The organism is Chromobacterium sp. LK1 (assembly GCF_001043555.1).
GTDB lineage: Bacteria > Pseudomonadota > Gammaproteobacteria > Burkholderiales > Chromobacteriaceae > Chromobacterium > Chromobacterium aquaticum.
Map to the genome: position 1 here is coordinate 1 of NZ_LDUI01000034.1, position 14,713 is coordinate 14,713.

Sequence of the window (14,713 nt, forward strand, 5' to 3'; positions counted from 1 at the left end):
GGCCGCTTGGCTGAAATGCCGGGATCGCTCCCGGCAAATCTTACCCTCTAGGCTCAGAAGATCAAGCGTTGCAACAGCTTATCGTCGTGCTGTTCCAGCATCTTGTCGAAATCGTCCACCATGATCACGTCGCGCTTGAGCTTGCGCGCGCGGCTGACGGCGTCGAATTCGGCCTGGCTCAACACGCCGCCCTGCAAGGCTTCCGCCAGACGCTCGCGCGCGGTCACGGTCTTGAATTGGCCGTCGCGCGCCAGTTTGCGCAACTTCTGCTCCAGCGGCTCGGTCGCCAACACCGCTTCCAACGCGTGCGCCAGCACGCCCACCGCATCGGTTTCTTCCTTGGGCAGATACATGCCGCGGGTCAGCCGCTCGCGGGTGGCGCCGGGCTCCATCATCGCGCGGGCGATCTTGGTGCCTACACGGTCGGACGCCGGCTTCAGCGTCAGGCCCCACGGGAAGATCAGCTTGCGCAGCACTGCCGCCAGCATGCGGCTGGGCAGGTTGGCCAGGAAGCCGTCCATCGCCTGCTGCACATCGTACAAGGCGTTTTCCACCGACCATTGCAGCAGCGCCAGGTCTTCCTTGGGCGCGCCGTCGCGCTCGAAGCGCTTCAGGCAAGCCGAGGCGATATAGAGGCCGGACAGCATGTCGCCCAGACGCGCGGACAGCTTCTCGCGGAATTTGAGGCTGCCGCCCAGGCTGAACATCGCCATATCGGACAGCAAGGCGAAGGCGCTGGAGAAACGGGTCAGCCGGCGATAGTAGACACCCACCTCGCCGCCGCGCGGCGCGCCGACGAAACGAGCACCGCTCAGGCCCAGCCACAGCGAACGCACCACATTGCTGATCACGAAGTTGATGTGGCCGGTGATGGCGGCGTCGAATTCCTTGCCGTCATTGGCCATCGCCGCCTTCATCTCGCGCAGCACGAAGGGATGGCAGCGGATCGCGCCCTGACCGTAGATGATCATCGAACGGGTCAGGATGTTGGCGCCTTCCACGGTGATGCCGATCGGAATCGCCTGATAGGCGCGCGCCAGATAGTTGCGCGGACCCAGCACCACCGCCTTGCCGCCATGGATGTCCATCGCGTCGTTGATGGCTTTGCGCATGCGCTCGGTATTGTGGTACTTGAGGATGGCGGACAGCACCGACGGTTTTTCACCATTGTCGAGACCGGTCAGCGCCAGGTCTTGCGACGCTTCCATCTGATAGGTGTAGCCGCCGATGCGCGCCATCGCCTCGTCCACGCCCTCGAACTTGCCGATGGGCAGGCCAAACTGATCGCGGATGCGCGCATAGGCGCCGGTGACGAAGGAGCTCATCTTGCCGGAAGCCACCGACATCGCCGGCAGGGAGATGCAACGGCCCACCGACAGGCATTCGACCAACATGCGCCAGCCCTGGCCGGCGAATTCGCGGCCGCCGATGATCCAGTCCAGCGGAATGAACACGTCCTTGCCCCAGGTCGGGCCGTTCATGAAGGCGGCGCCGCCCGGGAAATGGCGACGGCCGATGGCCACGCCTTCGTGCTCGGTGGGCACCAGCGCGCAGGTGATGCCCAGGTCCTCTTTATCCCCCAGCAGATGCTCGGGGTCGTACATCTTGAACGCCAGGCCCAGGATGGTGGCCACCGGGGCCAGCGTGATCCAGCGCTTTTCCCAGCTGACGCGCAGGCCGAGCACGTCGTCGAAACGCTCGCCGGTGCGCGGATGGGTGTAGGAACCGCGGCAGACGATGCCGTAGTCGGGAATGCTGCCGGCGTCCGAGCCCGCGTAGGGGCTGGTCAGCGCGAAGCACGGGATCTCCTGACCCTTGGCCAGGCGCGGCAGATAATAATCCTTCTGCGCCTCGGTGCCGTAGTGCTGCAGCAATTCGCCCGGGCCCAGGGAGTTGGGCACCATCACCGATACCGCGGCGGTGCCGCCGCGGGTGGCGATCTTGGTCACCACCTTGGCGTGAGCATAGTTGGAGAATTCCAGGCCGCCGTACTGCTTCTTGACGATCATGCCCAGGAAGCCGTTGTCCTTGATGAACTGCCACACTTCCGGCGGCAGATCCTTCAGCTCGTGGGTGATCTTCCAATCGTCAATCATCGCGCACAGCTGCTCGGTGGGGCCGTCGATGAAGGCCTGCTCCTCCGGCGTCAGCTTGGGATCGGGAAAGGACAGCAGGCGGTTCCAGTCCGGTTTGCCGGAGAACAGGTCGCGATCCCACCATACCGTGCCGGCGTTGATGGCCTCCTGCTCGGTCTGGGACATCGCCGGCGTGATTTTCTTGAACACGCCGAATACCGGGCCGGTGAACACGGCGCGGCGCAGCGGCGGAAGATTGAGAACAGCGGCGATCACCGCAAAAACAACCCAAGCAGCCGGCGGCAGCGGGCAATGGAAGACGAACTGGAGCGCGGCTAGCCAGGCGGCCAGCCCCACGGTCCAGGCCAGAACAGGCGCGCGGAAATACGCCAGCGCGCCCAGCAGCACGACCAGAACAACGGCAGATATCATTTTGTTTTACCCTCGTGTTGACCCTTCCGTTCCGGCGGCAACAGCAAGGGACGCGGCGATGATTGCCCCGCCCTGCCCTGCGCTCCGGAATCAGCCTTCCATGGGCGCGACCAAGCCAGCCATCACAAAGGGCACGAGGTATTTGACTATCATGTCCGGATCGCGCGCGCTGACGATCTGACTGCGCGTGAAAATCTTCAGCACATCATTGCCGGCGAAGGCGTTGAACATGACGCTGAATGCAAGATGCATTCTCCAGGCCAGTTGCTCCGTGTCCAGCATAGGCAAGGCGCGCTGAAACGCGCGGCTATACCGCTGGACGAACACGCTGTACTGCTGGGAGATGGTTTCGCGCAACAGGCGGTGGTTTTCCACCAGTGTGCGCGACAACAGGCGCACGAACATCGCCCCGCCGCGCGACGGGTCCTTGGACAGTGACAGACAGGGCCGTATGAACGACAGCACCAGGCCTTCCACTGCTAGTTTCTCCTCCGAGGCCTCCGCCTCCAGCTTGTCCAGTTCCGCCAGGCAGTCCGCAATCAGCGGTGCCAGCCTGCGCATGAACACGGACTCGAACAACGCGTCCTTGGAGCCGAAGTGATAATTCACCGCGGCCAGGTTTACCTCGGCTTGCTGGGTGATCATGCGCAGCGAGGTCGCTTCGAAACCGTGCTCCACAAACAAGCGTTCTGCAACGTCAAGAATGCGGGTGGAGGTATCGGGGCGGCTTGCTTCCATGTTCTCCAGTGCCTTTTTTGTATTTGCTGGTTTTATGGTCTTGCTCATTTCAGCTTTCGAACAAGCGTTTCAAACTTACGTTTTAATTTGACGAATGTCAAGACATGTCTCGACGGCGCTCGGGCCAAACTCTCAGGGCGGCAACAAAAGCGGCAGTCCGTATTTTAGACTGCCGTTTGAATGAAACACATGTTGAAAGCTTTTAGTCAAGGCCGCGCGCCAAATCCCGCTTCAGATCCTCGACATGCTCCAGGCCCACCGCCACCCGCAACAGGCCTTCGACGATGCCAGCCTTGGACCTGGCTTCCGGCGTGATGCGGGCGTGGGTGGTGGACGCGGGATGCGTAATGGTGGACTTGACGTCGCCCAGGTTGGCGGTGCGCGAAATCAGCTGCACCCGATCCACCACGCGCCAAGCCTCGGCCCTGCCCCCCTTGACCACGAAGGACACCACCGCGCCGCCGCCGCTTTGCTGGCGCAGCGCCAGCTCATGCTGCGGATGACTGGCCAGCCCCGGGTAGAACACCCGCTCCACCGCCGGCTGCGCCTCCAACCAGCGCGCCAACTCCAGCGCGTTGGCGCTGTGCTTTTCCATCCGCAGATGCAGGGTTTCCATGCCGGAGAGCAGGGTCCAGGCATTGAACGGCGCCAGCGTCGGCCCGGCGGTGCGCACATGCAAATAGATCTGTTCGATCAGCGCGTCGCTGCCCACCACCGCGCCGCCCATCACCCGGCCGTGGCCGTCCAGGTATTTGGTGGCCGAATGCATCACCAGATCGGCGCCCAGGCGCAGCGGCCGCTGCAAGGCCGGGGAACAGAAGCTGTTGTCCACCACCAGCAAGGCGCCGTGTTGATGGGCAATGTCGGCAATGGCGGCGATGTCCGCGATTTCGGTCAGCGGATTGGACGGTGTCTCCAGGAACAACAGCCGGGTACTCGGCCGCAACGCATCGCGCCAGGCTTGCAGATCGGTGGCGTCGACAAAGGTGGTTTCCACCCCGAACTTGGCCAACAGGCCGGCGAATAGATTGGTGGTGGAACCGAACAGGCTTTGCGAGGACAGGATGTGATCGCCGGCCTTGAGCAAGCTCATCATGATGGCTTGTATCGCCGCCATGCCGGTGGCGGTGGCGATCGCGCGCTCGCCGTCCTCCATCAGCGCCAGCCGCTGCTGAAAGGCGGCAACGGTGGGATTGGTGAAACGGGAATAGGTGTAACCGTCAAGTTCGCCCAGGAACATGGCGGCGGCCTGTTCCGCCGAATCATAAGTGAAGCTGGAAGTCAGATGCAGGCTTTGGCTGTGTTCGCGATATTCGCTGATTTCACGGCCGCCGCGGATTGCCTGGGTTTCCGGGTGCCAACAGGCTTGTTCGGTATTGTCGGATGCCATTGATGTTTCTCTGCGGGTGCTTCGAAGAACCTGTTCACGATCTGCTGCGCGTCGGCGATACGGCGTTGAAGCCGTCCTCGAAATGCTCATGTACCATGTGTACACTCCGCTTTCTCAGCCGCATGGCCTTGTCTCGCCTTAGCTCGCGAGATCGTGAACAGGCGCTAAGGATAAGGCCAACGGCCATATTGCCTGAAAATTCGCGGTTTGCTAAATGCCTGCCGGGTATAAAGCCGCCAGCGCGGCGGCATTAGCGCGGATCCGTCTACTCGATCAGCAGCATATGGGCGCGCACCCAGTTGCGCTCCGCCGCCTCGAAATGCCACCACTCGGTGGCGATGCCGTAAAAGCCGGCCTCCAGCATGCAGCCCCGCAGCAGCAGGCGATTGTCCAGCTGCGCCGCGCTCAGCCGCCCGGTCCGCGTCAGCTCCGGCTCGCGCTGCGGCTGGGCCAGTTCGGTGAAGTCGTCGAACCCGGTGCCCATGTCCAGCTCGCGCCCCTCCGCGTCCTCCACGCTCAGGTCCACCGCCATGCCGAAGCTGTGAATCGAGCCGCGCGCCGGATCGGCCACATAAATGCGCTGCGGCGTGTCCTTGACAATATCCCACAGCACCCGCTGCACCCGCCCCGGGCGTAGCGCGTCGAATACCCGCAGCCGGTACCCCGGCCGCTGCAGGCTCAGCGCCCGCGCCGCCTGGGACAGTTGCTCGGCGGCGCGACGGTGCAGCAAGGCCGGCGCCGCGTCGCCGTACAGATTGCGCCCAACGAAATTGTTGGCGCAGGCATAGCGCAAATCCAGCCGCACGCCGTCGATATCGGCTATCGACAGATACTCCGGATGCGCCGCCAACTCCTCCATGCGGATTACCGCGCTCATCATCACTCTCCTCCGCCTTCTCTCGCCGCCATGGCCTGGGCCAGTTGTTCAGCGCTGCCCAGCGCCAGCGTAAAACCCAGTGCGCCGTGACCCAGGTTCAGCCAAAGATTGGCCGGACCGCCGCGTGCACGGCCAATCAAGGGCAGGCCGTCCGGCGTTGCCGGCCGCAGCCCCGCCCACTCCTCCGCCTGTTCCAGTCTCCCCGCTTGCGGCCAATCGCGCGCCAACTGCCGCCGCAAGCCAGCCAAGCGCACCGGGTCCGGACGCTCCTCGTAGCCAACCAAGTCCGCGATGGCAGCCACCCGCAAGCGTCCGCCTATCGGCGCGTACAGTGTCTTGCGCTCGAAATCGGTGACGCTGAGACGGGGCAGCGCCGCGCCCGCCGGCATGTCCAAGCTATAGCCCTTCAATGGATACAGCGGCAGCCGCAGACCCAGTTTGCGCGCCAGCCCCGCGCCGCCGATACCGGCGGCCAACACCAGATGCCGGCAAGACAACGCCTCGCCGGGCAATAAAACCCGGCTTATCCGCCCCTGGGCCAGTTCGAAGCCGCAGACCTCCTGGCCAAAGCGAAACTCTACATCCAAGCCCTCCTCGCGTATCCGCCGCTGCATGGCCTGGCAAAACAGGCGGCAATCCGCCACTTCCTCATCCGGTGTATGCACGCCGCCGGCCAGCGCGCCGTCGAAGCCGGCCAAGGCGGGCTCCAGCGCCAGGCAGGCGTGCGCATCCAGCAACCGCTGGCGCGCGCCCAAGGCGCGCAGACGCTCCACGCCACTGCGCGCGCGCTCCAACGCCGCGGCGCTGCGAAACAACACCAGCTTGCCATTGCGCCGCCAGGCGAAGCCATCCAGCCCATCGGCGCGCAGCGCGTCCAGCGCCAGGTGACTTGCTTGCGCCAAGCGCCATAGGCTAGCGGTGCCGGCGCGGTTGGCGCGGTCGCTGCAAGCCAGCAGGAAGCGCCACAGCCACAGCCATTGCGCCGGATCGCAACGCAGGCGCAAACGCATCGGCGCGTCCCGACCCCATAGCCAGGCCAAGGCCTTGGCCGGCACCCCGGCGTCGGCCAGCGGCGCGACATAGCTATAGCTCAGTTGACCGCCGTTGGCGTGGCTGGCCCCGGCCGCCACCTGATCATGGCGCTCCAGCAAGGTCACTGGCCAGCCGGCGCGCGCCAGCCGCCACGCGCCGCACAAGCCGATCACACCGCCGCCTATGATCAGCACTCTATCCCCGTTCATGCCCCATCCTCTCGCGCCGCCACCGGTCGTCGCGTCTCGCGCAAACCGGCCAGGCGGCCTAGCCCATGGACCGGCAAGCGCAACTGACGGACAATTCACTCGCCGCGAACAAGAACTCAGGATAGCGTAAATGACAAGTTCAAGCCTCCCCCTCTCCCTGTTGTTGGCCTTAGCCTTGCCCGCCGCCGCGCAGGCGGCCAAGCCACTGGTGTTCTGCGCCGAGGCGGCGCCGGAAGGCTTCGACCCGGCTATGTGGGATACCGCGTCCACTTACAATATCGCCAAGCCCATCTTCCAGGGCCTGACCGAATTCAAGCGCGGCGGCGTGGCGTTGCGGCCGGGGCTGGCGGAAAGCTGGAGCGTTTCCGCCGACGGATTGGAGTACACCTTCAAGCTGCGCCGCGGCGTCAAATTCCATAGCACCGATTACTTCAAGCCCAGCCGCGACTTCTCCGCCGATGACGTGGTCTTCACCGTAGAGCGCTGGATCCGCCCCGACGCGCCGTTCAACCAGGCCTTCAAGACGCCGCTGACCGGGCCGGACGGCTATGGCCTGAGCAAATTGATCGTCTCGGTGCAAAAACTGGACGCGCATGGCGTCAAGATCCGGCTCAAGGAGCGCAACGCCACCTTCCTGACCTTCTTCGCGATGGGTTTCGCCGGCATGCAATCGGCGGAATACGCCCAGCAACTGCTCAACTCTGGCAAGCCGCAGCAGATCAATCTGCTGCCCATCGGCACCGGCCCCTACCGCTTCAAGAGCTACGCCAAGGACTCGACCGTGCGCTACGAAGCCAACCCTCAGTACTGGGGCGCGTCGCAGAAAACCCGCAGCCTGATTTTCGCCATCGTCACCGATCCGCAAGTGCGCATCCAGAAATTGAAAGCCAATGAGTGCCAAGTGGCCGCGGCGGTGCGCGAGGCCGATCTGGACAGCTTGAGCGCCGACAAGAACATCCGGATCGCCTCCACCGGCGCCAGCAATATCTCTTACCTGGCCTACAACCTGAAACGGCCGCAATTCGCCAAGCGCGAAGTGAGGGTGGCGCTGGACATCGCCATCAACCGCGACGCGCTGTTCAAGGCGCTATTCCCCAAGGGCGGCGCCACCCAGGCGGTCAACCCCTATCCGCCGTCCACCTGGAGCTGGAACCCCAAGACCCGCAACGAATACAACCCGACCAAGGCCAAGGCGCTGCTGGCCCAGGCCGGCTACCCCCAAGGCTTCACCGTCAATCTGTGGGCGCTGCCGGTGCAGCGCCCGACCAATCCCAACGGCAAGCTGATGGCGCAGATGATCCAGCAGGATTGGGCCAGGATAGGCGTCAAGGCGAATATCCAGAGCTATGAATGGGGCGAATACCTGAAACGCGCCGCCGCCGGCGAACACGATGTTTATATGTCCGGTCTGACCAGCAATTCCGGCGATCCCGACGATTTCCTGTGGAACACGCTGTCCTGCAGCGTCAGCAAGGGCGGCCAGCGTTTCTGCAATCCGGAATTCGACAAGCTGCTGCAGCTTGGCCGCCAAACCAGCGAACAGAGCCGGCGCGCGCAGTATTATCTGCAGGCGCAGGAAATCTTCAAGCGCGAACGACCATGGATCACCATGGCGCATTCGCGCATCTACATCCCGCTGCGCAATAATGTGCAAGGTTTCGTGATGAATCCCAACGGCTCTTTCGACTTCGAGAACGTATGGCTGAAATAGACCCTAGCTGGCCACAATGCTTCGCCAGCCACCGCTATCAGGCGCCGCGCCCCGGCCCGCGCCTGATCGTCACCGGCGCAGTGCACGGCAATGAGCACTGCGGCACGCTGGCAATCCGCCGCGTGATGGCAGAGCTGGAACAAGGCGCGCTGGCCTTGCGCTCCGGCCGACTGACCCTGGTCCCGGTGAGCAACCCGCTGGCTTTCCGGCTGAAGCAGCGCGGCGGCGAGCGCAATCTGAACCGCAAGCTCGCGCCCCGCGCCAAGCCTGCCGATTTCGAGGACCATGTCGCCAACTGGCTATGCCCCTTGCTGTCCGAGCATGAGGTGCTGCTGGATCTACACTCTTTCCAGTCCCAGGGCCATCCCTTCGTATTTCTCGGCCCGCGCGACAATGCCGGCGAGTTGGAACCGTTCGCGCACTCGGCAGAGGAAGAGGCGCTGGCGCAGCGGTTGGGCGTGGGCCGCGCAGTGGACGGCTGGCTGTCCACTTACGCGCTGGGCGTGGAGCGGCGCCGCCGGCGCCCGGCCGGCGACGCGCGGCAGCCGGTGCCGGACGACGACCCCCGCTACGGCGTGGGCACCACCGAATACATGCGTCAGCAAGGTGGCTGGGCGCTGACGCTGGAATGCGGCCAGCACGACGACCCGGCCGCGCCGCTCGTCGCCTACCAGGCCATCGTCAACACCCTGGCCCATCTGGGCATGCTGGACGCGCCGCCGCCCGCGGCCGGGCCTCTGGAGGCGCTCAGCCTGTACGAGGTGGTGGACAAGCTGGACGAGGCCGACCGCTTCGCCCGCGACTGGGCCAGCTTCGACGCGGTGAGCAAGGACGAACAGATAGGCTGGCGCGCCGATGGCAGCCCGGTGACGGCGCTGGACGACGGACGCATCGTGTTCCCCAATCCCAAGGCGCCGGCCGGCCAGGAGTGGTTTTATCTGGCCAGGGCCTCCTCCCGCTTCTGAGAGCATGTTTACGCTCCGCCGCGTGTCGTGAGGCGCGGCATGGTAATGCGCCACTTCAGAATGCCCATGCTGCGCATGGGCATTTCGCTTTTCAAGCCCGGCTCCCAACACCATTCAGCCCGGCTCAGCATTTCCACTTAAGTATTTGTTTTTCATAAAAACCACCATTTAGGCCAGCACACCCCCGCTCCCAACTGCTACACCGATAAGCACTGCCGCGCCGCCGGTAGCCGCTGCCGCGGATGGCCTCCCCTGGCCGCCCGCCCTCCCCAACCACTCAGCGCAAGGAAGTGAACACCATGAGCCATCTTCCCACGCATCAAACGCTGCCCTATGGCGTGGCCATCCATCAAGCGATCGCCGAAGGCAATCTGGCGCAGATGAAAACCTTGCTGGAGCAAGGCGAGCAGCATTTGCACCAATACGGCGATCTGCACGCCGCAGTCGAACAACTGAAGCTGGAAATCACTCGTCTGGAACGGCGCTGAGCGCCGCGCCGCCCGAGGCATCCCTCATTCTTGTCTTGGAGGTCTTATGTCAGGCAATACGCAGACTGAAATCGGATTGTTCCCCGTCAGCTACCTCATCGGCACCAATCTGGAAGGTGCTCCGACGCTGCTCTTGAACCTGCTGGTGGCGCCGCCCAAGCACTCGGTGACCGGCAGCGCCCACATCGTCAATCACAGCACTCATCCAGCGCTGAACGTGCACTCCCACGTCCACGGCGATTACACCTATCTGACCGTGATGCCGCCCAGCGAGGGCCGCATCCTGATCACCGCCCAAGGGCACAGCGGCAATACACCCAACTTCAAGCTGCACCTGGTGCTGAACCACGACTGGAAGCAAGGCATCGCCAATTACAGCTATTTCAACGGCTCCGCGTGGGTGGAGGTGGACAATGTGCCCGCCAAACTCAATCCAGAACTGAAATCGCGCTATTTCCCGCTGCCGCTGGAGCCCGGCCCGGTGATCCTGCCCAACCCACCCATCATGGCCTTGTATGGCGTGCCCATCCAAAGCGCCATCGCCAGCGGCGATCTGGCCCACATGAAAACGCTGGCCGCTTACGCCAGACAGCAACTGGACGCCCAGCCGCAACTGCGCAAGGAGCTGGATGCGCTGAAGGCGGAAATCGCCAAGCTGGACCGCAAATAAGCAGGCGCGCGCGCCGATTCGTTTCCATTCGTCAAGGAGTGCTCCATGTCGGCAACAGGATTGTTCCATGTCCGTTACATCGTTTCCCAACCGGTGCTGGGTGCGCCGGTCCTGACCCTGGATTTGCTGGTCGACACGCCGCAGAAAAAGGTCAGCGGCCACGCCAGCATCACCCAGAGCGTCAGCCCGCCCTTGCAGTTCCAGGCCAATGTCTGGGGCCATTACAGCCAGGCCAAGCTGGACCCGTCCGCCGAGCATCACATCGTGCTGTCGCTGGACGGCAGCCCCAGCTCGCCCAATAGCCAGATCGCGGAAACCTTCCATCTGCAAGGCATACTCGATCAGGACTGGCAAGACGGCAACGCCAGCTATCGCTTCTTCTATCAGGATGCCTGGCACACCGTCGCTCACGCCATCGTGACCGAGGCGCCAGCCGTGCATCCGGAGCCGCGTTCCGGCAGCAAGCCCTACCCCCATCCCATCCCGCTATACGCCGCCGCGCTGCAGCAGTCGCGCAGCAGCGACAATCTGGCGCAGATGAAGTCGCTGGCCGGCCAGGCGGAAGAGCAGTTGAAGCAGCACGACAATATCGAAGCCGCGCTGAAACAGCTGCATGCCGAAATCGCCCGCCTCGAAGGCCGGCATTGAACGGCGTCGCACGCTAAGTCCAGGGGCGTCCAGCGGACGCTCCTCGCCCTTTCTCAAGGACCCGCTCATGCTAGACGACAGCCCCGCCGTCCGCCCGGCCCGCTATCTGGACGACGAAGACTTCAAGCGCTATGTCCCGGTGCACGTGGTTTGGGAAATCACGCTGGCCTGTGACCTGAAATGCCTGCATTGCGGCTCGCGCGCCGGCCACCGCCGCCCCAATGAGCTGTCCACCGCCGAATGCCTGCAGGTGATAGACGCGCTGGCGGCGCTGGGCACCCGCGAGATCACCCTGATCGGCGGTGAAGCCTATCTGCGCAAGGACTGGACCCAGTTGATCCGCGCCATCCGCGGCCACGGCATGTATTGCGCGATCCAGACCGGAGGCCGCAACCTGAACCCTGCCCGGCTGCAGCAGGCGATAGACGCCGGCCTCAACGGCGTAGGCGTGTCGCTGGACGGGCTAGCGCCCTTGCACGACAAGGTGCGCAATGTGCCGGGCGCCTTCGACAAGGCGGTGGACGCCTTGCGCCGCGCCAAGGCCGCCGGCCTCGCCGTCAGCGTCAACACCCAGATCGGCGCGGCTACCATGCCGGACCTGCCGGCGCTGATGGATCAGATCATAGAGCTGGGCGCCACCCATTGGCAGATCCAGCTGACGGTGGCGATGGGCAATGCGGTGGATCACGATGAATTGCTGCTGCAGCCCTACCAATTGCTCGAGCTGATGCCCTTGCTGGCGCGGCTGTACCGCGAAGGCGTGGATCGCGGCCTGCTGATGAATGTGGGCAATAATATCGGCTACTATGGCCCGTACGAGCGGCTGTGGCGCGGCTTCGGCGACGAGCGCGTGCACTGGAGCGGCTGCGCCGCCGGCCAGACCGTGCTGGCGCTGGAGGCCGACGGCACCGTCAAGGGCTGTCCGTCGCTGGCCACCGTCGGCTTTGCCGGCGGCAATGTGCGCGACATGAGCCTGGACGATATCTGGCATCACAGCGAGGGCATCCACTTTGGCCGGCTGCGCTCGGTGGACGATTTGTGGGGCTATTGCCGCGGCTGCTATTACAACGATATCTGCCGCGGCGGCTGCACCTGGACCTCGCATTCGCTGCTGGGCAAGCCCGGCAACAACCCCTACTGCCACTACCGCGCGCTGGAATTGGAAAAACAGGGCTTGCGCGAGCGCATCGTCAAGCTGCAGGACGCGGCGCCGGCCTCCTTCGCCGTCGGCCGCTTCGACCTGATCACCGAGGACATCGCCAGCGGCCAGGAAATCAGCCGGATCAGCCGCAGCGGCCAGGTCATTGCGCTGACCTGGAAAAACAAGGGCAAGACCGCGCCGCGCGAGGGCCGGCCGCCGGCCAAGCTGGCGCTGTGCCGACAGTGCCAACAATACATCCACCCGGACGAGACCTGTTGTCCGCACTGCGCGGCCGATATCGCCGCCGCCGAGCGCGACTACCAGCAGGAGCACGCCAGACGCCTGCAAGTGATGGACAATCTGCGTCGGCTGCTGGGCCTTGCCGCCGATTAAGCGCGGCCAAGTCAGGCATGAATGGCGGGCGACGACGCGGGCGCTCGCCGTTTTATGCCAAAAAACTGGATTGTGTCGCTATTCCCATCCTCTGGCCATAGCTGTCTCGGCGAAAATCGGTCTACAATCGCGGATTGCCTTGCAACGCCGCCACAGGAGCCGATGCCAGCATGAACCGTTTGATCCCGCCCCCGGAAACCACCGGCCCGCGCCATGAGCGATAAGCCGCGCCGCCCGTCGTTGCAGGACATAGCCGACAAGGTCGGCACCTCCAAGATGACGGTCAGCCGCTATCTGCGCGACGCCAATCAAGTCTCCGACGCCACCGGCCAGCGCATCGCCCACGCGATGGAGCAATTGGGCTACATCCCCAACCGGGTGCCCGATCTGCTGGCCCGCGCCAAGAGCCGCGCCATTGGCGTGCTGCTGCCATCCATGTCCAACCAGGTGTTTTCCAGCCTGGTCCACGGCATAGAAGCGGTGACGCGCGACGCCGACTACCACACCCTGTACGGGCATTACTGCTACGACATCGAGCAGGAAACCCGACAGGTGGAGCAACTGCTGTCCTTCCAGGTGGACGGGCTGATCCTGTGCGAGACCCTCCATTCGGAACGCACCTTGCGCATGCTGCAAGTGGCCGCGATCCCGGTGGTGGAGGTGATGGAATTGCCGGCAACGCCGGTGGACCTGGCGGTGGGCCTGGACCACCAGGCCGCGGCGGAGGACATGACGCGGCTGATGATAGAGCGCGGCAAGCGACGCATCGCCTATCTTGCCGCCCGCCTGGACCGCCGCACCCGCTTGCGCGCGGCTGGCTATCGCGCGGCGATGGAGCAGGCTGGCCTGGAGCCGCTGGAGATCCAGACCGAGCAGCATTCCAGCTTCCAGTTGGGCGGCGAGATGCTGCGCCAGGCGCTGGAACAGGCACCGGACCTGGATGGCGTGTTCTGCACCAATGACGACATCGCCGCCGGCGCGCTGCTGGCGGCCCAGGCGATGCAGCTGGCCGTGCCGCAACGGCTGGCGGTGGCCGGCTTCAACGCGCTGGACATCGGCGACGCGCTGCACCCCGTGCTCGCCAGCGTGGTCACCCCGCGCGAAGCCATAGGCCGGCTGGCCGCGCAGCGCCTGCTCGGCCGCATCCACGGCCAGCGTTACGCCGATGCGGTAGTGGACCTGGGCTACACGCTGCGCCAGGGCGGCAGCATCTAGGCGCGGGCCGGAATGCAACAGCCGCGCCGGCCAAAACCGTCCACTCCATCAATGACTTAAAACGACAGCCCGGCGCTGGATCAAGGCCGGGCATCAAAACGCTTGCCCGCCGCAGCGAAAGCCTACATATTGTCAGCACGCTAGATGTTACCGGTAACAAATAGATAATCCTCAACACAGCAACAAACCTGGAGCGGCGTCATGAGTTCCATTCCACATCGTGTTTATGTTTTGATGGGCGTTTCCGGCTGCGGCAAGTCCGCGCTGGCCGCGCGGCTGGCGCATTGCCTGCCATGCGCCGTGCTGGACGGCGATTTCCTGCACCCGCGCGCCAATATCGACAAGATGGCCGCCGGCGTGCCGCTGGATGACGCCGACCGCCATCCCTGGCTGGCCGCGCTCAGCGACGCCGCCTACGCCATGCAGCGCAGCAACCCGCTGTCCATCATCGTCTGCTCCGCGCTGAAGCGGCAGTACCGCGACCAGCTGCGCGCCGGCAATCCGCAGCTGTCCTTTCTGTATCTGAAAGGCGATTTCGAACTGATTCTGCAAAGACTGCGGACGCGGCAAGGACATTTCCAGAAAGCCGACATGCTGGCGTCCCAGTTCGCCGCGCTGGAAGAACCCGGCTCAGACGAAGGCGATGTCCATGCGCTGGACATCAGCCGGCCGCTGGACGAGGTGGCCGCCAGCGCCGTCCAATGGATCCAATCTCGACAGGACAACTGA

At 64.3% G+C, this 14,713-nt stretch carries 13 protein-coding genes; 8 read left to right on the forward strand and 5 right to left on the reverse strand.

Annotated features, from left to right (window positions below; genetic code table 11):
• Positions 1-53 precede the first annotated feature (53 nt).
• The 5 genes from VI26_RS15280 to VI26_RS15300 all read right to left on the reverse strand — a co-directional run bounded on the left by VI26_RS15280 (position 54) and on the right by VI26_RS15300 (position 6,753).
• The gene (locus VI26_RS15280; protein WP_048410615.1) at positions 54-2,507 is read right to left on the reverse strand and encodes an acyl-CoA dehydrogenase; all 2,454 of its coding nucleotides are present in this window, start codon (positions 2,505-2,507) and stop codon (positions 54-56) included.
• A 90-nt stretch (positions 2,508-2,597) separates the two neighbouring features.
• Positions 2,598-3,245 carry a TetR/AcrR family transcriptional regulator gene (locus tag VI26_RS15285; RefSeq protein ID WP_048410616.1) on the reverse strand — a complete coding sequence of 216 codons (648 nt, stop codon included), beginning with the start codon at positions 3,243-3,245 and terminating at the stop codon, positions 2,598-2,600.
• A 202-nt stretch (positions 3,246-3,447) separates the two neighbouring features.
• Positions 3,448-4,635, reverse strand: coding sequence for an O-succinylhomoserine sulfhydrylase (locus tag VI26_RS15290; protein ID WP_048410617.1), 1,188 nt, complete (start codon positions 4,633-4,635; stop codon positions 3,448-3,450).
• Between the two features lie 265 nt (positions 4,636-4,900).
• Positions 4,901-5,512 (reverse strand): M15 family metallopeptidase, encoded by a 612-nt coding sequence (locus VI26_RS15295; protein WP_048410618.1) that lies wholly within the window; start codon positions 5,510-5,512, stop codon positions 4,901-4,903.
• 2 nt (positions 5,513-5,514) lie between these two features.
• Entirely contained in the window at positions 5,515-6,753 is a 1,239-nt protein-coding gene (locus VI26_RS15300) for a D-amino acid dehydrogenase (protein ID WP_048410619.1), read from the reverse strand.
• A 130-nt stretch (positions 6,754-6,883) separates the two neighbouring features.
• On the opposite strand from VI26_RS15300, the gene VI26_RS15305 reads away from it, so the two are divergent.
• The 8 genes from VI26_RS15305 (at position 6,884) to gntK (ending at position 14,713) form a co-directional block, all read left to right on the forward strand.
• Positions 6,884-8,464, forward strand: coding sequence for an ABC transporter substrate-binding protein (locus VI26_RS15305; RefSeq protein ID WP_048410620.1), 1,581 nt, complete (start codon positions 6,884-6,886; stop codon positions 8,462-8,464).
• On the forward strand, positions 8,452-9,429 hold the full coding sequence (locus tag VI26_RS15310) for a succinylglutamate desuccinylase/aspartoacylase family protein (RefSeq protein ID WP_082151098.1): 978 nt from the start codon (positions 8,452-8,454) through the stop codon (positions 9,427-9,429). Before VI26_RS15305 ends, VI26_RS15310 begins: the two co-directional genes overlap by 13 nt.
• 299 nt (positions 9,430-9,728) lie before the next feature.
• Entirely contained in the window at positions 9,729-9,917 is a 189-nt protein-coding gene (locus VI26_RS15315; protein WP_048410621.1) for a DUF1843 domain-containing protein, read from the forward strand.
• Between the two features lie 46 nt (positions 9,918-9,963).
• Positions 9,964-10,587, forward strand: coding sequence for a DUF1842 domain-containing protein (locus tag VI26_RS15320; RefSeq protein ID WP_048410622.1), 624 nt, complete (start codon positions 9,964-9,966; stop codon positions 10,585-10,587).
• Positions 10,588-10,632: 45 nt separating this feature from the next.
• Entirely contained in the window at positions 10,633-11,235 is a 603-nt protein-coding gene (locus VI26_RS15325) for a DUF1842 domain-containing protein (RefSeq protein ID WP_048410623.1), read from the forward strand.
• Between the two features lie 67 nt (positions 11,236-11,302).
• The gene (locus VI26_RS15330; protein WP_048410624.1) at positions 11,303-12,769 is read left to right on the forward strand and encodes a GDL motif peptide-associated radical SAM/SPASM maturase; all 1,467 of its coding nucleotides are present in this window, start codon (positions 11,303-11,305) and stop codon (positions 12,767-12,769) included.
• A gap of 213 nt (positions 12,770-12,982) precedes the next feature.
• Positions 12,983-13,984: a substrate-binding domain-containing protein gene (locus VI26_RS15335; protein ID WP_048410625.1), complete on the forward strand. Its 1,002-nt coding sequence runs from the start codon at positions 12,983-12,985 to the stop codon at positions 13,982-13,984.
• Between the two features lie 201 nt (positions 13,985-14,185).
• On the forward strand, positions 14,186-14,713 hold the full coding sequence (gene gntK, locus VI26_RS15340) for a gluconokinase (protein WP_048410626.1): 528 nt from the start codon (positions 14,186-14,188) through the stop codon (positions 14,711-14,713).